The organism is Pseudomonas asuensis (assembly GCF_014646755.1).
Taxonomy (GTDB): domain Bacteria; phylum Pseudomonadota; class Gammaproteobacteria; order Pseudomonadales; family Pseudomonadaceae; genus Chryseomonas; species Chryseomonas asuensis.
The window spans coordinates 13,632-34,747 of the sequence record NZ_BMNW01000013.1 but is presented as its reverse complement, the minus strand read 5'-3'; the positions used below and the strand labels follow the sequence as shown (position 1 = coordinate 34,747).

The 21,116-nt window shown below is 52.2% G+C and carries 23 protein-coding genes and 1 pseudogene; 5 read left to right on the top strand and 19 right to left on the bottom strand.

Annotated features, from left to right (window positions below):
• Position 1: 1 nt before the first annotated feature.
• The 8 genes from IEX86_RS25145 to IEX86_RS21240 all read right to left on the bottom strand — a co-directional run bounded on the left by IEX86_RS25145 (position 2) and on the right by IEX86_RS21240 (position 5,703).
• Positions 2-328: a glutathione S-transferase family protein gene (locus IEX86_RS25145; protein WP_229685442.1), complete on the bottom strand. Its 327-nt coding sequence runs from the start codon at positions 326-328 to the stop codon at positions 2-4.
• A complete protein-coding gene (locus IEX86_RS25140) occupies positions 258-704 on the bottom strand; it encodes a glutathione S-transferase N-terminal domain-containing protein (RefSeq protein WP_268239879.1) in 447 nt (148 codons plus the stop codon). Before IEX86_RS25140 ends, IEX86_RS25145 begins: the two co-directional genes overlap by 71 nt.
• A gap of 37 nt (positions 705-741) precedes the next feature.
• A complete protein-coding gene (locus IEX86_RS21265) occupies positions 742-1,782 on the bottom strand; it encodes an RNA methyltransferase (protein ID WP_188868154.1) in 1,041 nt (346 codons plus the stop codon).
• Between the two features lie 45 nt (positions 1,783-1,827).
• Positions 1,828-2,289 (bottom strand): YehS family protein, encoded by a 462-nt coding sequence (locus IEX86_RS21260; RefSeq protein ID WP_188868153.1) that lies wholly within the window; start codon positions 2,287-2,289, stop codon positions 1,828-1,830.
• 47 nt (positions 2,290-2,336) lie between these two features.
• On the bottom strand, positions 2,337-3,047 hold the full coding sequence (locus tag IEX86_RS21255) for an rRNA pseudouridine synthase (RefSeq protein WP_188868152.1): 711 nt from the start codon (positions 3,045-3,047) through the stop codon (positions 2,337-2,339).
• An 89-nt stretch (positions 3,048-3,136) separates the two neighbouring features.
• Positions 3,137-4,555 (bottom strand): glycoside hydrolase family 28 protein, encoded by a 1,419-nt coding sequence (locus IEX86_RS21250; protein WP_229685441.1) that lies wholly within the window; start codon positions 4,553-4,555, stop codon positions 3,137-3,139.
• A 209-nt stretch (positions 4,556-4,764) separates the two neighbouring features.
• The gene (locus tag IEX86_RS21245) at positions 4,765-5,235 is read right to left on the bottom strand and encodes an NUDIX hydrolase (protein ID WP_188868151.1); all 471 of its coding nucleotides are present in this window, start codon (positions 5,233-5,235) and stop codon (positions 4,765-4,767) included.
• A 57-nt stretch (positions 5,236-5,292) separates the two neighbouring features.
• Entirely contained in the window at positions 5,293-5,703 is a 411-nt protein-coding gene (locus tag IEX86_RS21240) for a hypothetical protein (RefSeq protein ID WP_188868150.1), read from the bottom strand.
• Positions 5,704-6,048: 345 nt separating this feature from the next.
• Here IEX86_RS21240 and IEX86_RS21235 point away from each other — a divergent pair, with 345 nt between their 5' ends.
• Positions 6,049-6,792, top strand: coding sequence for a class I SAM-dependent DNA methyltransferase (locus tag IEX86_RS21235; RefSeq protein WP_188868218.1), 744 nt, complete (start codon positions 6,049-6,051; stop codon positions 6,790-6,792).
• A gap of 481 nt (positions 6,793-7,273) precedes the next feature.
• Here IEX86_RS21235 and IEX86_RS21230 read toward each other — a convergent pair whose 3' ends face one another.
• The 6 genes from IEX86_RS21230 to IEX86_RS21205 form a co-directional block, all read right to left on the bottom strand.
• Positions 7,274-7,438 carry a hypothetical protein gene (locus IEX86_RS21230; RefSeq protein ID WP_188868149.1) on the bottom strand — a complete coding sequence of 55 codons (165 nt, stop codon included), beginning with the start codon at positions 7,436-7,438 and terminating at the stop codon, positions 7,274-7,276.
• Between the two features lie 247 nt (positions 7,439-7,685).
• Positions 7,686-7,832, bottom strand: coding sequence for a hypothetical protein (locus IEX86_RS21225; RefSeq protein WP_188868148.1), 147 nt, complete (start codon positions 7,830-7,832; stop codon positions 7,686-7,688).
• 74 nt (positions 7,833-7,906) lie between these two features.
• On the bottom strand, positions 7,907-8,470 hold the full coding sequence (locus IEX86_RS21220) for a DUF695 domain-containing protein (protein ID WP_229685438.1): 564 nt from the start codon (positions 8,468-8,470) through the stop codon (positions 7,907-7,909).
• A 14-nt stretch (positions 8,471-8,484) separates the two neighbouring features.
• A complete protein-coding gene (locus IEX86_RS21215; protein ID WP_188868147.1) occupies positions 8,485-8,763 on the bottom strand; it encodes a hypothetical protein in 279 nt (92 codons plus the stop codon).
• A gap of 446 nt (positions 8,764-9,209) precedes the next feature.
• A complete protein-coding gene (locus IEX86_RS21210; RefSeq protein ID WP_188868146.1) occupies positions 9,210-9,587 on the bottom strand; it encodes a hypothetical protein in 378 nt (125 codons plus the stop codon).
• Positions 9,588-9,664: 77 nt separating this feature from the next.
• Positions 9,665-9,988 (bottom strand): hypothetical protein, encoded by a 324-nt coding sequence (locus IEX86_RS21205; RefSeq protein WP_188868145.1) that lies wholly within the window; start codon positions 9,986-9,988, stop codon positions 9,665-9,667.
• Positions 9,989-10,553: 565 nt separating this feature from the next.
• On the opposite strand from IEX86_RS21205, the pseudogene IEX86_RS21200 reads away from it, so the two are divergent.
• A pseudogene (locus IEX86_RS21200) lies at positions 10,554-11,517 on the top strand (integron integrase).
• Between the two features lie 9 nt (positions 11,518-11,526).
• On the opposite strand, the gene IEX86_RS21195 reads toward IEX86_RS21200, so the two are convergent.
• The gene (locus IEX86_RS21195; protein WP_188868144.1) at positions 11,527-11,850 is read right to left on the bottom strand and encodes a DUF5629 family protein; all 324 of its coding nucleotides are present in this window, start codon (positions 11,848-11,850) and stop codon (positions 11,527-11,529) included.
• Between the two features lie 70 nt (positions 11,851-11,920).
• Positions 11,921-15,631, bottom strand: a complete 3,711-nt coding sequence (gene metH / locus IEX86_RS21190) for a methionine synthase (RefSeq protein ID WP_188868143.1) — start codon at positions 15,629-15,631, stop codon at positions 11,921-11,923.
• Between the two features lie 173 nt (positions 15,632-15,804).
• Here metH and IEX86_RS21185 point away from each other — a divergent pair, with 173 nt between their 5' ends.
• Positions 15,805-16,767, top strand: coding sequence for a response regulator (locus IEX86_RS21185; RefSeq protein ID WP_229685437.1), 963 nt, complete (start codon positions 15,805-15,807; stop codon positions 16,765-16,767).
• A 3-nt stretch (positions 16,768-16,770) separates the two neighbouring features.
• Positions 16,771-17,724 carry a GGDEF domain-containing protein gene (locus IEX86_RS21180; RefSeq protein ID WP_188868141.1) on the top strand — a complete coding sequence of 318 codons (954 nt, stop codon included), beginning with the start codon at positions 16,771-16,773 and terminating at the stop codon, positions 17,722-17,724.
• A gap of 54 nt (positions 17,725-17,778) precedes the next feature.
• Here IEX86_RS21180 and IEX86_RS21175 read toward each other — a convergent pair whose 3' ends face one another.
• On the bottom strand, positions 17,779-18,318 hold the full coding sequence (locus tag IEX86_RS21175; protein ID WP_188868140.1) for a ferritin-like domain-containing protein: 540 nt from the start codon (positions 18,316-18,318) through the stop codon (positions 17,779-17,781).
• A 219-nt stretch (positions 18,319-18,537) separates the two neighbouring features.
• Between IEX86_RS21175 and nfuA the strand changes: the two genes are divergently transcribed.
• Positions 18,538-19,122, top strand: coding sequence for a Fe-S biogenesis protein NfuA (nfuA, locus tag IEX86_RS21170; protein ID WP_188868139.1), 585 nt, complete (start codon positions 18,538-18,540; stop codon positions 19,120-19,122).
• Positions 19,123-19,181: 59 nt separating this feature from the next.
• Here the strand turns inward: nfuA and IEX86_RS21165 are convergent, their stop codons facing one another.
• Together IEX86_RS21165 and IEX86_RS21160 are read right to left on the bottom strand one after the other, a co-directional pair.
• On the bottom strand, positions 19,182-20,177 hold the full coding sequence (locus tag IEX86_RS21165; protein WP_188868138.1) for a sulfate ABC transporter substrate-binding protein: 996 nt from the start codon (positions 20,175-20,177) through the stop codon (positions 19,182-19,184).
• Between the two features lie 52 nt (positions 20,178-20,229).
• On the bottom strand, positions 20,230-21,066 hold the full coding sequence (locus tag IEX86_RS21160; RefSeq protein ID WP_188868137.1) for an ion transporter: 837 nt from the start codon (positions 21,064-21,066) through the stop codon (positions 20,230-20,232).
• Positions 21,067-21,116: the final 50 nt, after the last annotated feature.

Here is a 21,116-nt window from a genome sequence, read left to right as displayed (position 1 = left end):
CTTATATGGCCCTGTCGTAATAGGTGTGCGTTCCGGTAAGTGCTGCTATGGCCTGAATGTAATGGCTTACATGGGCCGGAATAACCAAGCCCTTGACCATTGTCAGGTTACGCAATGTCGGATAGATCAGTACATCGTCCCAGCTAAGGGTGTTACCGTTGTCGGCCGGTAGGGGCAGAACCTTTAGCCCTGCAAGCATTTTTTCTACGGCTTTCTTGTGGAGGAGCGTTTCTCCAAGAGCCTGCTCGAATAAGCGTTCAATCATCTTTTCCTTGCGTACCCGAAAATAGTCGCGCGCCGATTGGGTTGCGAATTCTGGTAGGCCAATGGCTATGCTGCGTAGAAACAGCAGGCAATACGGCGAGGCATGCGCTGTCGATGCATTCGAGAGTGGCGGTAATGTCGGTTTTAGGGCGGAGGACCTGCTCTGGGCTACCAAGCTCATCCAGCTTTTGAGCAATATCGAGACTTTCACCCATGCGGCTACCATCTTCGAGCTGGAGGATAGGTACCCTCTTTGCACCGATCAGTTCGAAGTAGGTAGCCTCGTCGTCATTAGGCAAATAGACCTTCTTATGCTCGACTTGCTTGCAATTGGCAACCATGTCGGCACGGACGCAAAAAGGGCATGACAGAGTTTCATGGGCATCCTTGTTATTGAGGGTCTGCCTGAGGTAGGCAGGCCTCAGGCAAAGGAGGTCCATGTGTAAAACGGTACGATAATGCCGTCAAGGACAGGGATTAGCGCACCCGCTTGATAAGTCGCTTGCTATCAAGGGGCTGTACGGCGCGCGCCCTAAGTTGGCCGCACCCACCCTCGATATCCTGTCCGGCAGAATTACGCACCTTGGTCAATACACCGCGACTGTGCAGATAGCGGACGATTTCAACGATACAGTCGCCGTTTGGGCGCTGGTAATCGTCGTCGTCCAGGCTGTTATAGGGAATCATATTCATGACGGCATACTTGCCCTTCAGCAAGCGCAGAATACCCTCCAGTTCGTCCTGGTTATCATTGATGCCAGCCAGAAGCGTCCATTGATACTGAATGGGGTAGCCAATTTGGCGAGCATAGGCTTCGCCAAGCTCTACCAGCTCCTCTGGATCTATACGGGGCGCTTTGGGTAGCAGCTGCTGCCTGAGGTCGGCACGAGTGGTATGCAGCGAAAGGGCTAGAGCTGGCCGTACGGTTTGCTGAGGCAGGCGCTCAAATACGCGCATGTCTCCAACGGTTGAAAAGACGAGATTCTTGTGACCGATACCGCCATCTGTACCGAGCAGGTCAATCGCTTCCAGTACGTTATCCAGATTATGGGCCGGTTCGCCCATGCCCATGAAAACCACTTTTTTCACCGGCCGAAAACGACGTGCCAATGCTACTTGGGCCACGATTTCGGCACTGCCTACCTGACGCAGTAGGCCGCTCTTACCCGTCATGCAGAATACGCAGCCGACTGCGCAACCCACTTGTGTCGAGACGCACAAGCCGTCCCGAGGCAACAGTACGCTTTCCACCATCTGTCCATCGGCCAGCTCTACCAGCAGGCGAGCCGAGCCATCGGCAGCAGGGTGCTCCGACTTCAATCGAGCAAGCCCTTCAAGTGTATGGGCAAGCTCAGGTAGGCCTTCACGAACGGTCAGCGGCAGGAAGTTTTCCGTTTGCTGGTGTCGAGTACCGGTGTCGAGTGGCAGGCCTCTCAGCCAGGCACGGCTGACCCGTCCGATATGCATGGGTTTAGCGCCGAGATCGGCAAGGCGGTTTTGAACGTCGTGAATTCGCATGGATAGACTAATGGTTTGTAAGGGGAGTACGGTCCTGTGGGCTTATCAGCCTCTGAGCCGCAACGTCAGACCCTTCAGGAAATTTCTTAATAACTGGTCGCCACAGGTGCGGTAGTTGCTGTGTCCAAACTTGCGAAATACGGCATTGAGTTCTGGCTTGGTGATGATGAAATTAACAGACTGCAATATCTGCAGAATGTCTTCTTCCCGCAGCTCAAATGCGACACGCAGCTTTTTCATCACCAGGTTATTGGTGACTGGCAGCTCAAGTGGAAGAGCGGGGCGGTTGTCATCTTTGCCCCGCAGATGGAAAACCAGACCATCCAGAAAACTGGCCATCAGCGCGTCAGGACAGAGCTCGAACCCGGCTTCATCGTCTCGCTTGAGAAAGGCTGCGATTTCATGGAGACCAACAGTTCTGCCAGCCAGTTGAAAGATATCCGCAACCTCTTGGTCGCTGATGTCTAGCATGTAGCGAACACTACGTAATACATCATTATTGAGCATGCAGGTGACCCCGAAAGCAAGCGTAAGGAGAATACATTAAAGGGCTGTCAGAAGCGTTCCTGAGTGGAGAGGTAGCGCCATTGGCCCTGGGGCAACTTACCCATCGAAACGCCGCCTATTCGTAGCCGCTTCATGCTTACTACCTTTAGCCCAACGCTTTCACAGAGACGCTGAATGATCCCTGGCGCAGGATTCTTCATGGCGAAGCGCAGGCGTGTTTCGTTCTGCCAGCTGACCTTGCAGGCAGGAAGTGTCTGGCCTTTATGGGTATGGCCACGCTTGAGTCTTTCCAGTCCATTCTGAGCCAGGTCACCGCTGACTTCTACGACATATTCCTGCTCAAGCTTGGCGGCATCGTCTGTCAGTTTGCGCAACGTCCGCCAGTCCTGGCTGTAAACGGCCAGCCCCTCGGCGCCGGGCTGTAGCGCAAGCCCTGCTTTCAACCGAGCGAAATGCCCCTTGAGTACGGGACGTTCCGCTGGGTCTTCCGCCCAGTGCGTTTCACGGCTAAGCAGGTGTCTGTCAGCGTCAGGCATGCTGCCCGCGGGTTGATACACCAGAAACGTCACCGGCTCCAGTGGCGTAGCGGAGGCACCAGGTAACAGCGCAACAGTTTCTGAGTGAACCTGGAATTGCGGCTCATCGACAACGTTGCCATCGACTGTAACCCACCCCCCCTCGATATACAGCTCTGCCTCACGGCGCGAGCAGCCCAGCAGTTCAATGAGGCGTTTGGAAAGGCGAATGGAGTCAGTCATGAGGGAGGCAAACGTCAGAAAAGAAGACTAGTTTACCTGGGATGCACGAAAAGGGCGGGACTTATCCGACCCGCCCTGATCTTATGCCGCTATCTGGTAAACGGCTGCCCGTTGATGGTGACATTCTGTGCAGTCAGACCCTCGACGTGCTCAAGCACCCCAATGCCATCTGCTTTCTGGAAGTGAACATCCACCAGTCGCAGGTCTTTTATGGGGGCCCGCTCAAAGCCACGAACCTGAAAGACCTGATCGGCACGCTGGCAGACAAGATTGCGAATCTCGATATCGCGCACTGTGGGGTCGAACTTACCGGCGTCGCCTTCCTCGTAGTGGAAGTCTATAACGATCGCATTTTGGACCTCACCGATGGTGATATCCCGGTAGCGAATATGCTCGATTACTCCGCCGCGTATGGAGTTGGTCTTGAAGCGGATACCGCGCTCCAGATCAGGGCTGCTCATGCTGCAGTGCTCGACAAAGATGTTGCGCGCGCCACCCGAGATCTCACTGCCAATCACGACGCCGCCATGTCCTGCCTCCATCTTGCAGTTAGCAATGACGATATTCTCGGCAGGCCGGTTGATGCGGCGTCCATCCGCATTGCGGCCGGACTTGATGGCAATGCAGTCATCACCCGTATTGAAGAAGCAGTTCTCGATCACCACGTTGCGGCAGGACTCAGGGTCACAGCCATCCGAGTTTGGCCCCAGGCTTTCCAGATGTACGCCACGGACGGTCACGTTTTCGCACAGTACAGGATTCAGGAGCCAGAAGGGCGCACGTACGATACGCACATCTTCAATCAGCACGTTCTCGCACAGATAAGGCTGCACGAAGGGTGGGCGGAAGTAATACCCCTCGGCATACATTCGCTGCTCAGGCGGTACGCCAGCTTCCACATCTCTCATAAGTGCGTTACGGCCAGCATCCTGGGAAGGATAGCCCTCAACACCCCATTCCTTGTTGCCTTTCCAGGGCCACCATGTAGTACGGTCGGCTTGGCCGTCCAGCTCACCTTTACCGGTAATGGCAATGTTCTTCTGACGGTATGCGTAGATCAGAGGGGAGTAACCCATCAGCTCCATGCCTTCCCAGCGGGTGAACACCGCAGGCAAATAAGCCTTGGGATCGGTGATGAAGCGAATCTTCGCGCCTTCCTCAATATGCAGGTTGATGTTGGACTTGAGGTGAATAGGCCCGGTCAGATAATCGCCCGCAGTCACCAGAACCCGGCCACCACCGGCAGCGGAACAGGCTTCTATTGCCGCTGCAAAGGCCTTGGAGTTATCGGTTCGACCATCACCTACCGCGCCATAACGGCGGATATCAAAGTCTACCTTTGGAAAGCGGGGGATGGTGGTCTTGCGGCGGATCGCATCGGCCATGGCCCAGTCATTGTTCTGGCTAGACCCTCCTGACCCAAACAATGAACACCCTTGAAGATTGATCAGCGCGAGGCCAGCAGCCCCTCCTGCCATGGACGTCAAGACATGACGACGACTAAACATGCTCACTCAGCAATTCCTTATTCGAGTTGTTTGCTCTAGGTGATGCCGCAGCGTGCGGCCCTTCCACTATAGACGCAATCGAAGCGGCGCGAGACCATAAGGCTACTAAGGTCGGTAGTGAAATGGGCGCATGGTTTGCCAGGCGAGCCAAGTGAGTACAAGACCAGCCTTGCAAATTACTCAGGCAAAAAAGGTATGTCGTGCAGGTTTTATCCTCGCTGCACAACATGCTTAAAGTTAAGCGTCGGTAAGGAAAGCGATTCACGCAAAAAGGCAGGGCGCAGATCTAAATCATGAAGGGCTGCCCTGGGAAACCATCGAAACTCCAGCCGAGCTCCAGCCTCAATGCTGTTATGGCTACGTGATGTATCAAGAAGGGCAGAGTGGCTATGAGGCTGTGCCCGGAAGTACAAGCCGATTTCATGATTTGGCTGGTTTAGGTCATCAAAGAAATTTTCAACCAAATAAAGTAGCTCACCACAGACGACAGGCTCATCAAGCTCCTCCATCATTTCGCGAACAAGTGTGGCTTGGGCGTTTTCGCCTGGCTCAACCCGCCCTCCAGGTAAGGTCCAGAATGAGTCGCTCTCGGCTCGGTGTAGCAGAATATAGCCATCGTGCTCCAGCACAGCCGCTGCGCGTACTTGGAAGCGGTAGCCGTCAATATCGACAGAGATCATGAGTCATCGCTTTTATCGGGTAAGAGCAAGGCATGGTATCTGGTAACAGTAAGCAGTTCAGGCTTGACCCAGCTGTTTGGCTGCTTTGGCCATAGGAGCCAGAGCTGTCACCTGCTGATGAGGCTTGAGAATCTTGTTTGCAGCTATCAGGTTCTTGGCTGGAAGAGTCAATCCTGACTCAAAAGGGCTCAGCACAAACGTCGTGATCAATGCGGTCATCAGCCCGACCGTACGCGCCTTGGGATCAAGGCTACGGCAGAGCTTGTGAACGCGCACGGTGTAGAGCAACACAGGTGGAAGCGTGACAAGTGTAAGCAGAACTGACGCCTGCATATCGTGCTTTTCCCACTGCAACGTGAAGAACACACACATAACCACAAACCACACAACATGCATCACATAGGTATGAATCAGGCCGGTACGGGCCTTGGCAAGGTCAAGAACAAGCTGATCTTTCGAAGGGGGCATCAGCGCTCCTTGTCATCTTGGCTCTCCTATTGAGGCGGAGCGTTTCCTGGGCGATATAAAGCCTGAGTGAAGGAGAGGGCTTCGATGCCTCTTGCCATGAACACGACCTGGAGGCGCGCTGCTTAGTAGGTTTACGGTATAGGGTATGGATGACAGATTTTTAAACGTTCAGCCAGCAAGGCATCTAGCGTACGGTTTTGAGCGTCCGTGGCGATACGGGTCAGAATGGCCATCCCGCACGATAGGCCCCTAAAGGCCGGATTTACTTCCACAGCGCCCATTCTTACGATGACCCGCTTCGGATATGATGCGCGCCCCTCAACGCTGTACTCAAATCAGGTCATCATGCCCGGCAACGCCCTCTATACCGACCTGTCGGGTTACTACGATCTCATGTGCGCCGATATCAACTATCAGGCGCAAAGCCACTGTGTTCATCGGTTGCATCAGTTATTCGGGAATGGCGGACACAGGCACCTCGACCTTGCCTGCGGAACAGGGCCGCATGTTCGGCATTTTATTGATGCTGGCTATCAAAGTGCGGGGCTCGACATCAATCAGCCCATGCTGGATAGAGCATCCACTCGCTGCCCCGAAGCTCAGTTTTCCTTGCAAGACATGTGCGGCTTCACGATAGAGGAGCCGGTCGACCTCATTACCTGCTTTTTGTATTCCATTCATTACAGCGCAAGTGTTGAAAGGCTGAAGGCCTGTATTGCCAGCGTATATAGTGCACTGGCCAATCATGGCATCTTCTGCTTCAACGCGGTCGACAAGAACACCATCGATAACAACTCATTTGTATCGCACACCGCCAATCACCCTGAAGGTTTATTCAACTTCAGTTCGTGCTGGAATTATGGTGGGGAGGGCGAGCGACAGTCGTTGAAACTTTGCATTGAAAAAACGACAGCACATGAGCGCCAGGTATGGCACGACGAACACCCTATGGTGGCTGTAAGTTTTGACGAGTTACAGACGCTATTGCAGCCGTATTTTGAGGTTCATGTTCTGGAACATGATTATGAGAAGATCATCCCTTGGGATGGGGCTTCTGGGAATGCGATTTTTGTTTGTGTAAAGACTTAACGATGTATGAGATAGCGGCCATTCATGACAGGGAATTGTTGTGTGGTTGAGACAGTACAAAAGCCTATGCTTTTGCTCAGCGTTAGCGGTTAGATGCTAACTTTATTCAAATCTGAATAGCCTAAGAGATGGGCTTTAGCCCGCGCAGTGAGCGAAGCGAACGATTGAACCAATTGTTATGCTCTGCACCATAGTTAAAACCAATGTTTCTTCATGGCAGAAAGAAACTCGTTGCTGATCTGAAAGCCAGAAGCAGACCCGATTACCGAGTCAATTCCGCAGCTAGGACATAAAGCCGTACCCCCATCATCTATCCAGTCTTCAATGTTCCTGTAGTCGAAGATATCAAGGCAGTAAAAGCAGCCGCAAACCCTGCTATCTCTAAGCTCCTCACGATGATGGATGGAATGCTTATGGGCTTCCTTTATATCCAGTAAATTAAACATGTTTGGCTGAAATGGGGCATAGTTCTACGGAATGGTTAGGCATCGTTGCTTGGCCTAAAGAGGGTGCCGCCATTGCTATGACGCTCGGGTAGACCGAAGAGGCGACGGTCAAAGAATTGAGGAAAACGTTCTTCAGCCTTCGTAAAGTGGTGCTCATCAACAATCACACCTCCTAGATGAAGCCTGTACGCTGCCTTCATTAACAGTTCCTCTCTATACTGTTCATCTGCATTAACGACGACGCTTCCCATAAGTAGAAGGTCGACTTCGTTTCTACGCCACATCGACACCTTGACTCGAGCTTGTTTAACCGGTTCGTGCTCGAAAAGGTAGAGAAGAAAAGCAGGCTCGCCTTCCTCTGAAAGAGGTAACTCAACTTCGATTTCTGACGCACTGGCCTCACGGAGGTCAAGTTCGAACGAATGTGTGCAGATCCTCGGCTCCCACTCACTCCTGACCGTTGACCTCATGCGGCTGAGCTGAGAGCTCTATGCTCCACGAAACCCGCCAACTGTCCTGACCACTGCCGATGTAAGCAGTTAGATTCGCCTCGGCGATAGGGAAAACTTGGTCCGCGATCTGAATGATATCCATGCTTGAGATCCTTGATGCCTAACGCTTAGCTAACCGGCGAAATAAGAGCGTAGCGAGTGTCTTATCCGATAGAGCTATTTGTTAGTCGCATTTGAGAAGTCATTTAGCAGTCCTTGAAAATCTCCCCACTCTTTGTCTTGGTAGAATTTAATTTCAATTGGGTAACGAGGGTGGTTATTTAAAGCCTGATTAAATGCTTCCAAAAATTGTTCTTGATCATGAATATAGTAAACCAACTCTTTGAGATTGTTTCCGGTTCGGCTGTAAGCGTGTTGAAGAATTCCAGCTCGTTCAATTCTGTCCTCGATTGTATCTTCGAGAGCGATCATTTTTTGATTTTCAGCTTCTAGTGGCATTCCATGGTTCGAGCTGCCGTCATATTTCCATGAAATAACAGTCAGCCATCCGAGTTGACTTCGTATCCTCTCGGCAGGTAGCTCATTAATGAATTTATATATAACAGGGAAACCTTTTTCATAGACTCTACCAATGATTCCCTTTTCTTCTTCTTTCCCAACACTTGCAGCCATGAGTAATAGTAATCCTAAAAATGAGGTCTGATATTTTTGTGTGTCTAATGTTTGGTTAAGGTGCGGGCTTAAATCGTACCAGTTCGCGAGGCGAATGGTTTGAACCATTTGTTAACCTACTGTTACTTCTCATTGACTGATAATGCAATAAGAAATGAGGCAAAGACGGTAAGCAAAAGCATTAATAAGGCGGCCCATTCAAAACGATTAAAATTCTTAAATGGAAAAAATAGCCCTGGCCGCTTATTCCCAACCCTTCGGAAATGGTAACCAATAAGAAGATTCACACCTGCGATCCATATAACCGCAGCAAAGACTAAAATAGCTAAACTAACCGGAGAATTTGCACTAATAATTTTTTCTAGCAAGGGTAATACATCAAGTTCAGAGGTTTGCGCCATAGAAGAGTTAGCCTAACGGACAGGTTAAGGCGCGCGCGGGCGCGCCAGAGTAAACGAAGCGAACGAACTTGAACCGTTTGTTAGGTTTCATTGTAAGCCTCGCTTTGACCCTATGTGCTTTGCCCCTGTGTCTATCAAGAAGAACGCAGAAATAGGTAGCGATAGCCAAAATAGAATTGGGCCCCAGCACATGCCGAAACCTAGCCAAGGTAGAAGATCAAAGCCACCTACAGAGCACGGGGCTAGGTTTTTGATGTTTCCTTGGCAGTCAAAGTGATGGTAGAAGAAAATTCCTAGCTTCCAAAGTGCAAAGAAAATTACCGGTGGTGTTGCTGCAGCGATATATTTGGACATCCATGTCATTTTGAGACCTAACGTTTGGTTAAGGGGCGGGCTTTAGCCCTTCCCAGTGAGCGAAGCGAACGATTTGAACCACTAGTTAGACGTTACACTTCTACTTGGACGAACGGGAAATAAGTTCGAAACTCAGTAAGAATTGCATGGTTATCATGTAGTGAATTCAAAGCTCGATCCCTGCTCGGGCCGTCAAATACTTCACGATTGCGGAGATATGCAATTCCGAAGATTGCTTCATCCTCCTGCTTTGTAAAGCTACGACCAGGGCTGAAGCCTATTGAGTTGTAGATATGAAAGCGAGGTGCGTCAAAAGTTGTTAGTTCCGCTATGTAGTCTGGATATGATTCTGCTGACTTCAGAACCATGAAAGCCCACTGCTGCAATTCTTCAGTGTTGATTGCATCACTAAAATAACAATTCAAGACAAAGGCGATAGTCGATGAATTATCGCGTGTAAGTCCATTCATGATCTAGGTCTAACGTTTGGTTAGGGGGCGGGCTTTAGCCCGTCCCAGTGAGCGAAGCGAACGACTTGAACCGCTTGTTAGGCCATTGCATGACGCATAACGCTAAGTAGCGCTGGAACGAGAATGGATTTTGCAATGGCAATGTAACCGAAAACTAACATGTAGGCAGCAAAACGCCCAAGCACGCCCCAACTTGAAAATAAGGGCCGATTTTTGCTGGGGAGGACGATGATCAACAGCATAGGAAGGCCAACGATGCTAGACGCAAAAAACACTATCGCGAAATCAACATTAAAAAACGCTGCTGCGACCGTAAAGGCAATGCAGCCTGCAATAATCCAGTGAGTCAGATAATTTTTTCTTTCGAGTGGAATATTAAGTTTCAGAGGACCTGTGTTCATGGTACTAGCCTAACGTTTGGTTAAGGGGCTGGCTTTAGCCAGTCCCAGCGAACGAAGTAAGCGGCTTGAACCGCTTGTTAGGTGCTATTTTTTCTTGGCCGCTGCGAGTATGAGACCGCTAATTACAGTGCCTGCAAACGTTAGTACCGTTTTTCCAATAACTTTCAGTCCGTCTGTAGCTGTTTCTGTGCACGACGGGCATAGTTCGTGATCGTATACCTGTGTTCCTTTTGCATAATCTTGGCAGCCCGGAGATCGGCACAGAAATACAAATTCATGGCATTGCGGGCACCGGCACTTGTCTCGCCTAACTGTATTATCTTCTACTAATATTGCTGCCACGTTTTCTTTGCAAAACGGGCACGTTCCTTTCTGCTTTGTTTTAGCGTCCAATACCGATTCCATTTTCATTCCTGACTGCTGGATGGCCTAACTATTATTAGATGTCATGTGACGGATAACACGCTGGACGCGTTTGACGGATAACCTTCCTTGTTATCTTCATTCTTCCTGTCTAGGGTGGACGTTTCCGAGGAGCACTGACTGTATAAAGGAGTTATACGTCATGGAAGGGAAGCCACGACTGCTGGATCAAGTGCGAGAGCAAATCAGGCTCAAACATTACTCGATCCGAACAGAGCGCGTCTATTGCGAGTGGGTCAAGCGATTCATTCGTTTTCATGGTTATCGACATCCGGTCGAAATGGGAGCACCGGAGGTTGAGTCGTTTTTATCTCATCTGGCTGTCAATAAAGATGTGGCTGCGTCGACCCAGAATCAGACGCTGGCTGCGCTTCTGTTTCTTTATAAAGAAGTATTACGGCAGGACTTGCCCTGGCTGGGTAAAGTTGTGCGAGCTAAAAAGCCAAGTCGTTTACCTGTAGTGTTATCAATAGAAGAAATGCAGAAGATTCTGGCGAATCTGAAGGACGAGCCGTGGCTTATTTCAAGCTTGCTGTATGGCACAGGGATGCGGTTGATGGAGGCCGTCAGGCTGCGCGTCAAGGACATCGATTTTGGTCGGCGCGAAATTCTTATCCGTGATGGAAAAGGCCAGAAGGACAGGGTTGCAGTGTTACCCCTGCGCTTGATTGAGCCGCTCAAGGCGCAACGTTCTCATGTGAGACATCTTCATCAGCATGAGGTGATACAAGGACGCGGTGATGTGTATCTGCCCGATGCCTTGGCGCGCATACCCTAAAGCACCTTGGGAGTGGGGCTGGCAATACGTGTTTCCGGCTTCTGGCTTATCGGTTGATCCCCGCAGTGGCGCCGTTAGACGTCATCACTTCAATGAGCAGAGACTTCAGCGTGGCTTCAAGCGTGCTGTTCAGGTGGCAGGCATTGTTAAGCTGGCTACGCCCCATACATTGCGGCACAGTTTCGCAACGCATCTGCTGGAGAGTGGCCAGGATATTCGGACGGTGCAGGAGCTGCTGGGCCACGCCGATGTAAAAACCACCATGATTTATACCCACGTGCTTAATCGCGGTGGGCTGGCCGTCTTGAGTCCATTGGATCGGGTTTAAAAGATTCCTTTATTCGTCTTCTGCGTCAACGCCAACGGCTTCGAAACAGACGAGACGATGCTCTTCTATCAGCCAGCTGTTTGTTGCCGCGTCGTGCTCGGCCTCCATTACGCTGTTGTAGCTGAACTGCCAGCGCTTGCGTTCACGTCCGTCCAGCGCCTCGATGTTCAGGACGATCTCTTCGCTTTCAAAGGACTCGTCCGCTTCGGCGGCAGCATCGGCCTGGTCGAGAAGGTCATCGTTCAGGGTGAAGTTGGCTGCATGAAGCCCGTCGATTTCGAGCATGTCAGCGAGTTCGAGTTGGTCGAGCAGGTAGGGCGTTTCGGTGGTCATGGGCAGGTACGAGTGTCAAAAAAGAGAAGGGGGTGGGTTAGCCAGCGGCATAACCCACCTTATAGGGTCGTTAATTATCGTAGCCCAGATTAGGGGCTAGCCAACGTTCGGTTACGGCAAGATCCTGGCCTTTACGCTGGGTGTAGCTTTCCACCTGATCCTTGTCGATCTTGCCAACGGCAAAGTACTGCGCTTCAGGGTGGGCGAAGTACCAGCCGCTCACTGCGGCGGCGGGGAACATGGCGTAGTGTTCGGTCAGAAACACACCGCTGCGGCCCGCCTGGTTGAACTGCGCTTCGGGGTCGAGCAGGGCGAAGAGCGTGGCTTTTTCGGTGTGGTCCGGGCAGGCCGGGTAGCCAGGAGCAGGACGGATGCCCTTGTAGCGCTCCTTGATGAGTTCCTCGTTAGAGAGTTGCTCGTCACTGGCGTAACCCCAATGCTCTTTACGCACACGCTCGTGCAGCCACTCGGCGCAGGCTTCGGCCAGGCGGTCGGCCAGCGCCTTAACCATGATGGCGTTGTAATCGTCACCCTTGGCTTCGTAGCTCTTTGCCAATTCTTCTGCGCCGATACCGGCGGTAGTAATAAAGCCGCCCATATAGTCGGTTACGCCGCTTTCCTTGGGCGCCACGAAGTCAGCCAGGGAGAAGTTGGGCTTGCCGTCCGGCTTGATGGTCTGCTGGCGCAGATGATGCAGTGTTGCCAGAGTTTCACCGGAGTCGTTGTAGACTTCCAGATCATCATGATGGACCTGATTGGCCGGCCAGAAGCCGAACACGGCGCGTGCCTTGATGAGCTTTTCATCAATCAGCTTTTTCAGCATGGCTTGGGCGTCATTGAACAACGCGGTAGCGGCTTCGCCCACGATTTCGTCTGTCAGGATGCGCGGATATTTACCGGCGAGATCCCAGGAGATGAAGAAGGGCGTCCAGTCGATGTATTCGGCAAGCACAGCAAGGTCGATATCATCCAGCACCTTGACCCCGGTAAAGCTAGGTTTGGGTGCCTGATAGCCTAGCCAGTTGAATTGCGGCTTGTTGGCGACTGACTTCTCATAGCTCAGGCGCTCAATGCGTGCGCTGCGGTTGGCGGTGCGTTCACGGACTTCAGCATAGTCGATGCGAGTTTTCTCGACAAAGCCCGCCTTGAGCTCCTTGGAAAGTAGCTGGGTGGCTACACCCACGGCACGGGACGCGTCGGTCACATAGACCACGGCGTCATTCTTGTACTGCGGCTCGATCTTGACGGCCGTATGGGCTTTGGATGTTGTGGCGCCGCCAATCATCAGTGGGAGTTTGAAGCCCTGTCGCTGCATCTCCTTGGCAACATGAACCATCTCATCCAGCGATGGCGTAATTAGGCCGGAGAGGCCAATAATGTCGCACTTTTGCTCGATAGCGGTTTGCAGGATCTTCTCTGCTGGCACCATCACGCCCAGGTCAACAATGTCGTAGCCGTTACAGCCCAGCACCACGCCTACGATGTTCTTGCCGATATCGTGAACGTCGCCTTTTACCGTAGCCATGAGGATTTTGCCTTTGGCTTCAGGTTTGTCACCTTTTTCCGCTTCGATGAAAGGGATCAGGTGTGCTACGGCCTGCTTCATCACGCGGGCGGACTTGACCACCTGGGGCAGGAACATTTTGCCAGAGCCGAATAGATCACCAACGACGTTCATGCCAGACATCAGCGGGCCTTCGATCACTTCGATAGGGCGTGTGCACTGCTGGCGGGCTTCCTCGGTGTCTTCGACGATAAAGGTGGTGATGCCTTTGACCAGGGCATGTTCAAGGCGCTTGTCTACCGGGTAGCTGCGCCATTCTTCGGTTTCGACTTCCTTGACTGAGCCGTCACCCTTGTACTTATCCGCAATGGCTAGTAGAGCCTCTGTACCATTGGGGGTGCGATTGAGAACGACATCCTCAACTTTGTCGCGCAGCTCCTTGGGGATTTCGTCGTAGATTTCCAGCTGACCGGCGTTAACGATACCCATCGTCAGGCCATTTTTGATGGCGTAATACAGGAAGACAGAGTGGATGGCTTCGCGCACCGGGTTGTTACCGCGGAACGAGAAGGAGACGTTGGATACACCGCCGGATGTAAGTGCGTAGGGCAGATTGTCTCGAATGAAGGCACACGCGTTGATAAAGTCTACGGCGTAGTTGTTGTGCTCTTCGATGCCGGTTGCGACCGCAAAAATATTTGGGTCGAAAATGATGTCTTCCGGCGGGAAGCCTACCTGATTGACCAGGATATCGTAGGAGCGTGCACAGATCTCGTTCTTGCGTGCTTCGGTATCAGCCTGACCATCCTCATCAAAGGCCATCACAACCACGGCCGCGCCGTAGCGCTTGCACAGCGTAGCGTGATGGATAAACGCGTCGACACCTTCTTTCATGGAGATGGAGTTGACGATGCCTTTGCCTTGGATGCACTTGAGACCCGCCTCGATCACTTCCCATTTGGAGGAGTCGATCATGATCGGCACACGGGAGATATCCGGCTCGGAGGCAATCAGATTCAGAAAGGTGACCATGGCCGCCTTTGAGTCCAGCATCCCTTCATCCATGTTGATGTCGATTACCTGAGCGCCAGCTTCTACCTGCTGGCGGGCAACATCCAGAGCTTCTGCGTAGTTCTCTTCACGGATCAGGCGGGCAAATTTGGCAGACCCGGTGATGTTGGTTCGCTCGCCCACGTTTACAAAGAGGGAGCTGCGGTCGATGGTGAACGGCTCAAGGCCGGACAGGCGGCACGCGCGCGGAATATCTGGAAGGGCTCGCGGCGGATATTTTGCTACGGCTTCGGCAATCGCCTGAATATGGCCCGGCGTGGTGCCGCAGCAGCCACCCACAATGTTCAGGAAGCCGCTGGCGGCGAACTCTTCAACGACTGCCGCCATTTGCGCAGGAGTTTCATCATATTCACCAAACGCATTGGGCAAGCCCGCATTCGGATGTGCTGAAACGTGGGTTTCAGCTTTGGCGGCCAGCTCTTCTAGATAGGGGCGGAGTTCTTTCGCGCCTAGCGCGCAGTTGAGGCCGACCGAGATAGGCTTGGCATGGCGGACCGAGTTCCAGAAGGCTTCGGTGGTCTGGCCGGACAGGGTACGGCCAGAAGCATCGGTAATTGTGCCGGAGATCATGATCGGCAATTCAAAGCCGACCTCCTCGAATACACCTTGTACCGCAAAAATCGCCGCTTTGGCGTTTAGGGTATCAAAGATGGTTTCGATCAGGATCAGATCGGCGCCGCCTTCGATGAGCCCACGGGTAGCCTCGGTATAGTTCTCTACCAGCTCGTCAAACGTTACGTTCCGGTAGCCGGGGTTGTTTACATCTGGGGAAATAGAGCAGGTACGGCTGGTTGGACCAAGAACGCCTGCGACAAAACGTGGTTTATCTGGCGTTTCAGCGGTCTTTGCGTCAGCAACTTGACGTGCTAGTCGTGCACCCTCGACGTTTAGTTCATAAACCAGTGCTTCCATGCCGTAGTCAGCCTGGGAAACACGTGTGGCATTGAACGTGTTGGTTTCAAGGATATCGGCTCCGGCATCCAGGTAGGCCTTTTCAATCGCCTGGATGACATCAGGGCGGCTCAGGAGCAGCAGGTCATTATTGCCTTTGACATCACTTGGCCAGTCCGCAAAGCGCTGCCCCCGGTAATCGGCTTCTTCCAGCCGGTAACTCTGGATCATAGTACCCATACCGCCGTCCAGAATAAGAATGCGCTCCTTGAGTGCGGTTTGCAGAGCAGAGAGGCGTGCGGCGCGATCGATCATGGGCAGGTATCCAGATTACAGCGACAAAAAACTGATGATAGCAAAGCTGTCAGGTGGCACGAAGGCTGCTTTAGTCATCTGATATATGAGCTATCTTCAAGTAATGACGCTTCCCTTTTTAATGAGTATCGATTGTGACTGCGACCCCGCTACTGGTTTGTGATGATTCTGCCATGGCACGAAAGCAGCTGATTCGTGCATTGCCTTCTGAATGGTCTGTCGACATAACACAGGCGACTAATGGGAGCGAGGCACTCAGTGTGCTGCGTCAGGGGCAGGTCAAGGTGATGTTGTTGGACCTGACCATGCCGGTCATGGATGGTTATCAGACATTGCAGGCGATGCGGGCTGAAAATATCAACTGCAGCGTGATTGTGGTCTCGGGTGACGTTCAGGAAGAGGCCATACGTCGTGTGTTGGAATTGGGAGCGCTTGCTTTTCTGAAGAAGCCAGCCGATGCCGAACAGCTCAAGGCGCTGTTGCTCAAGCATGATTTGCTCACATCTGCACCGAACAGGGACGCTGCTATAGAGGATCGTCCTGATCCGGAGGTCAACTTTCGCGATGCCTTCCGCGAAGTAGTCAACGTTTCCATTGGCCGTGCGGCAGCCCTGTTGGCCAAGGTACTCAACGTTTTCGTGCAGCTCCCGGTTCCCAACGTCAATATTCTGGAGGTCGGTGAATTGCATATGGCGCTGGCTGATGTGCAGCGCGGCAGCCGGGTTACGGCGGTCTGCCAAGGGTTCATTGGTAACGGCATTTCAGGAGAGGCCCTGTTGATCTTCCATGATTCGGAAGTCAAGGACATGGTGACATTGCTCCGTGGTGGCAGTACGCAAAACAATGATCAGATGGAAATGCTACTCGACTTGGCGAGTATTCTGATCGGCGCCTGCTTGAGCGGTCTGTCGGAGCAAATAGACGTTCGTTTCTCTCAGGGTCATCCCATGATCCTTGGGCAGCATACTGCGCTTGAGAGCCTGATCCAGATCAACCGTCAGCGTTGGAAAAAAACCCTGGCTGTTGAGGTGAGCTACAGCCTTGAGGGGCATGATATACATTTTGATTTGCTGCTGCTGTTTACCGAGGACTCGGTCAAGCGGCTTACTAATAAAATCAATTACATGATGGATTGATACATGGCGATCGAACTCGACGATCTTCACTGGATGCTGGATATCGTGCAGCACATCGATGTTGGTGTGTTGGTGATCAATCGCAAGTATGAAGTGGAAGTCTGGAACAGTTTCATGGAAAACCATTCGGGGATCGTTCCGAGTGATGCGCAGGGCAAGCCGGTCTTTTCACTTTTTCCCGAAATGGATGAAGACTGGTTCCGTTACAAGGTAGAAGGCGTGGCCATGTTGGGAACGCCAATGTTTACTATCTGGGAACAGCGGCCCTATCTGGTCAAGTTCAAGACTTACCAGCCCATCACAGGGCTGGAAGACTATATGTACCAGAATGTCACTATTCTGCCTCTGCGCGACACGCGGGGCGGGGTGGGCTACATCGGCATCATTATTTACGACGTGACGCGGGTAGCGACCAATACGCGCCAGCTTCAGTCGGTCAATGGCCAGTTGGAGCAGTTGTCACGAACGGACCGGCTGACCGGGTTGTTTAATCGTGGCTATTGGGATGAATGCCTGAAGCATGAGTTTGCGCGTCATTTGCGTTATCGCTGCAATGTCGGGCTGGTGATTCTTGATATTGATCATTTCAAGAAGATCAATGACACCTATGGTCATCCGGGAGGCGATAAGGTCATCCAGGCGTTGGCCAACCTGATTAATGGTCATATTCGGGCAACTGACAGAGCAGGGCGTTATGGTGGGGAGGAGTTCGTCATTCTGATGCCCGACACGCCTTATAGCGGTGCTCAAATCTTCGCAGAGCGCTTACGCCAGCAGGCAGAGCAGTTGAAGGTAGAGCATGAGGGTAAGGTCATTACCTTTACGATCAGCTTGGGGATTGCTGATTTGAGTCAGCCTGTAGAAAGCCATGAGGTCTTGCTGGAGCGTGCCGATCAGGCGCTTTACCAGTCCAAGCGTAATGGTCGCAATCAGGTAACGGTCTATTCCGGCGCTTGAGTCGAGCAATAAAAAAGCCCGCGGTTCAAGGCGGGCTTTTTGTTAGTGCTTTAATCAATCCAAACCTTGTAGTAACCCTGCCATATCGTCGGCATGTTCTTCTTCCTGGGCAAGAATGTCTTCGAAGATGCGTCGTGTGGTTGGATCTTTATCGCCAATGTATTGCACGATCTCGCGGTAGGTGTCGATGGCGATGCGCTCGGCAATCAGGTCTTCTTTGATCATGTCGCGCAGATCATGGCCTTCGGCATACTGCGCATGGGAGCGGGTAAGCAGGCCTTCCGGGTTGAAATCAGGCTCGCCACCCAATTGTACGATACGCTCGGCCAGGCGATCAGCGTGCTCCTGCTCCTGGGTAGCATGCTCTTGAAATTCGGCCGCTGCAACACTGGCTTTGATGCCAGTAGCCATGAAGTAATGGCGCTTGTAACGCAGCGTGCACACAATCTCGGTGGCAAGTGAGTCATTAAGAAGTTTGATGATGGTATCGCGGTCAGCGCTATACCCTTCAGTTACCGGGCCGTCTTCAATATGTTGGCGGGCCCGTTGGCGAATAGTTTCTATATCAGTTAGAAAAGGTTGGCTGGTCAGCATGGGGCATTCCTCTTAAGCTTCACGGTCCATCTAGGGTGGCCCTCTGGTGGGGCCTGCCCAGATGTGATTCCCCTGCCTGGTAAAAGTTTTGTCCATGATTTGGCGACCAGCCGGACTTGAAAGAATCCGGCAAAGGTGCCATTTATCCTACTAAACTAGTAAGTCTTTAACCGTGACCCGCTCTGGCGTACACTGCGCCCAGGTAAGCGAGGAGTAGAAATGAGCGCTATCACCATTACTGAAGCCGCCCAGGATTACCTGGCTGGCCTGCTTGAAAAGCAAAACACTCCCGGTATCGGCATTCGTGTTTTCATCACGCAGCCGGGAACCCAATACGCCGAGACCTGTATCGCCTACTGCAAGCCAGGCGAGCAGAAGCCGGAAGATACGTCGTTTGACTTGAAAGATTTTACCGCCTGGATCGATGCGATCAGCGAGCCCTTCCTGGAAGATGCAATCGTGGACTATGCGCAGGATCGCATGGGTGGTCAGCTGACCATCAAGGCGCCTAATGCCAAAGTGCCGATGATCAGTGAAGACAGCCCGATCAACGAACGTATCAACTATTACCTCCAGACTGAAATCAATCCCGGCTTGGCCAGCCATGGTGGTATGGTGAGTCTTGTTGATGTAGTGGAAGACGGCATTGCCGTATTGCGTTTTGGCGGTGGTTGCCAGGGTTGCGGTCAGGTTGACCTGACATTGAAGGATGGTGTCGAGCGCACCCTGATTGAGCGCATTCCAGACCTGAAAGGCGTTCGTGACGTAACGGACCATACCAATCGCGAAAACGCCTATTACTGATAGGTTTTTGCGAAAAGAAAAGGCGGCCTATGGGCCGCCTTTTTTGTTTCAGGCTTTGATCAGTGAGGGGCGTAGATCTGATCAAACACGCCGCCATCAGCAAAGTGTGTTTTTTGCACGGTGCGCCAGTCACCAAACAATTGCTCGACCGAGAAAAAGTCTACCTTTGGAAAGCGGTCCTGGTACTGGGCCAGAACTGCAGCATTACGCGGGCGTAGATAGTTATCAGCTGCGATGCGCTGGCCTTCGTCCGACCAGAGATACATGAGATAACCCTCAGCTACTTCGCGTGAGCCTTTCTTGTCGACAACTTTGTCGACTACCGTGACAGGCGGCTCAGCCTCGGCTGATACGCTTGGGTAGATCACTTCGAAATTGCCGCGACCGAATTCACGCGCGATCATTTCTGCTTCGTTTTCAAACGTCAGCAGAACATCACCAATCTGGTTTTGCATGAACGTTGTAGTGGCAGCACGGCCGCCGGTATCCAATACGGGGACATGCTTGAACAGCTCGCCTACGAACGCTTTGGCCTTGGCTTCATCGCCCCCGGTTTTCATTACGTAACCCCAGGCAGAAAGGTAAGAGTAACGTCCATTACCCGTAACCTTGGGGTTTGGGATGATGACTTCAGTGCCGTCCTTGACCAGGTCGGGCCAGTCCTTGATGCCCTTGGGATTACCCTTGCGAACGATAAAGACAGTCGCAGAGGTAAAAGGGGCGCTGTTGTTAGGCAGGCGCTCGGCCCAGTTCTTGGGAATCAACCCGCCATTGTCGGCCAGGGCATTGATATCCGTTGCCTGGTTCATGGTAATGACATCTGCCGGTAAGCCATCGATCACCGCGCGAGCCTGTTTGCTTGAGCCACCATGAGACATCTGAATGGTTATGTTCTGGTCATGCGTTTCCTTCCAGTGCTTCTGGAAGGCAGGGTTATATTCCTTATAAAAATCACGCATCACGTCATAGGAAACGTTTAGCAAGGGCGCCGCCTGCGCTGCGCCTCCCAGGAATAGACCTGCAGCCAGCAGTGGAGCGAACAGATGTTTCTTCATGGTATTTCTCTTATCGATTGTTAGCAGAGCGTCCCGCTCTAAAAGGCGTGCATTATTCCGGTATTACGGCTCGTTTATAAAGCGAGTTTCCACAACGGCTGCAAAATGAGGCCTGGGCTTCATGAAGCTCCTTGCCGCAGGTTCCGCATGGTTTAAGAATGCTGTTCTCGCCCCGAATGGCATTGGAAAGCTCAGCGGTAAAGATACCGGTGGGTACTGCAATGATCGAGTAGCCACTGATCATGACGATGCTGGCGATGGCCTGACCTAGAGCAGTTTGCGGAACCATGTCGCCAAATCCTACGGTTGTCAGCGTCACGATCGCCCAATAGATACTTTTGGGAATGCTGGTGTAGCCATTTTCCGGTCCTTCCACTACGTACATCAGTGAGCCGAATAGCGTCACCATCGTCAGAACACTGAGCAGGAAGACAATGATCTTTTGCCGACTACCTCTTAATGCCGTCACCAGAAAGTTGGCCTGATTCAGGTACTGACGCAACTTTAGAATCCTGAATATCCTGAGCAGGCGCAGGATACGGATCACCAGCAAGTATTGAGCGCTAGGCACAAAGAGCGCAATAAAGCTGGGCAGTATCGCCAGCAAGTCCACTATGCCGAAAAAGCTGAAGGCATACTTCGCAGGCTTTCGTGCGCTGTATAGCCTTAACAGGTATTCGATGGTGAACAGGAAGGTAAACGCCCATTCACACAGGGACAATATTTCGTCGTATTTAGCATGGATCTCCGCCACGCTATCAAGCATGACCACCACCAGGCTGGCCAGGATGGTAAACAGGAGGGCTTCATCGAACCAGCGTCCCGGAACGGTATTGGAATGGAAGATGATAATCTCCAGACGTCGGCGCAGGCGCTGAGCGTCGGCCATGGCATAGACTCCTTCTAATGTTAAAATCACGCCCTTGTGTCTTCTCGCCA

Coding starts and splice junctions, on each gene's coding strand:
- IEX86_RS25140 (WP_268239879.1), bottom strand. CDS start 704: ATGGACCTCCTTTGCCTGAGGCCTGCCTACCTCAGGCAGACCCTCAAT.
- IEX86_RS21265 (WP_188868154.1), bottom strand. CDS start 1,782: ATGCGAATTCACGACGTTCAAAACCGCCTTGCCGATCTCGGCGCTAAA.
- IEX86_RS21260 (WP_188868153.1), bottom strand. CDS start 2,289: ATGCTCAATAATGATGTATTACGTAGTGTTCGCTACATGCTAGACATC.
- IEX86_RS21255 (WP_188868152.1), bottom strand. CDS start 3,047: ATGACTGACTCCATTCGCCTTTCCAAACGCCTCATTGAACTGCTGGGC.
- IEX86_RS21250 (WP_229685441.1), bottom strand. CDS start 4,555: ATGTTTAGTCGTCGTCATGTCTTGACGTCCATGGCAGGAGGGGCTGCT.
- IEX86_RS21245 (WP_188868151.1), bottom strand. CDS start 5,235: ATGATCTCTGTCGATATTGACGGCTACCGCTTCCAAGTACGCGCAGCG.
- IEX86_RS21240 (WP_188868150.1), bottom strand. CDS start 5,703: ATGCCCCCTTCGAAAGATCAGCTTGTTCTTGACCTTGCCAAGGCCCGT.
- IEX86_RS21235 (WP_188868218.1), top strand. CDS start 6,049: ATGCCCGGCAACGCCCTCTATACCGACCTGTCGGGTTACTACGATCTC.
- IEX86_RS21230 (WP_188868149.1), bottom strand. CDS start 7,438: ATGAAGGCAGCGTACAGGCTTCATCTAGGAGGTGTGATTGTTGATGAG.
- IEX86_RS21225 (WP_188868148.1), bottom strand. CDS start 7,832: ATGGATATCATTCAGATCGCGGACCAAGTTTTCCCTATCGCCGAGGCG.
- IEX86_RS21220 (WP_229685438.1), bottom strand. CDS start 8,470: ATGGTTCAAACCATTCGCCTCGCGAACTGGTACGATTTAAGCCCGCAC.
- IEX86_RS21215 (WP_188868147.1), bottom strand. CDS start 8,763: ATGGCGCAAACCTCTGAACTTGATGTATTACCCTTGCTAGAAAAAATT.
- IEX86_RS21210 (WP_188868146.1), bottom strand. CDS start 9,587: ATGAATGGACTTACACGCGATAATTCATCGACTATCGCCTTTGTCTTG.
- IEX86_RS21205 (WP_188868145.1), bottom strand. CDS start 9,988: ATGAACACAGGTCCTCTGAAACTTAATATTCCACTCGAAAGAAAAAAT.
- IEX86_RS21195 (WP_188868144.1), bottom strand. CDS start 11,850: ATGACCACCGAAACGCCCTACCTGCTCGACCAACTCGAACTCGCTGAC.
- metH (WP_188868143.1), bottom strand. CDS start 15,631: ATGATCGATCGCGCCGCACGCCTCTCTGCTCTGCAAACCGCACTCAAG.
- IEX86_RS21185 (WP_229685437.1), top strand. CDS start 15,805: ATGGCACGAAAGCAGCTGATTCGTGCATTGCCTTCTGAATGGTCTGTC.
- IEX86_RS21180 (WP_188868141.1), top strand. CDS start 16,771: ATGGCGATCGAACTCGACGATCTTCACTGGATGCTGGATATCGTGCAG.
- IEX86_RS21175 (WP_188868140.1), bottom strand. CDS start 18,318: ATGCTGACCAGCCAACCTTTTCTAACTGATATAGAAACTATTCGCCAA.
- nfuA (WP_188868139.1), top strand. CDS start 18,538: ATGAGCGCTATCACCATTACTGAAGCCGCCCAGGATTACCTGGCTGGC.
- IEX86_RS21165 (WP_188868138.1), bottom strand. CDS start 20,177: ATGAAGAAACATCTGTTCGCTCCACTGCTGGCTGCAGGTCTATTCCTG.
- IEX86_RS21160 (WP_188868137.1), bottom strand. CDS start 21,066: ATGGCCGACGCTCAGCGCCTGCGCCGACGTCTGGAGATTATCATCTTC.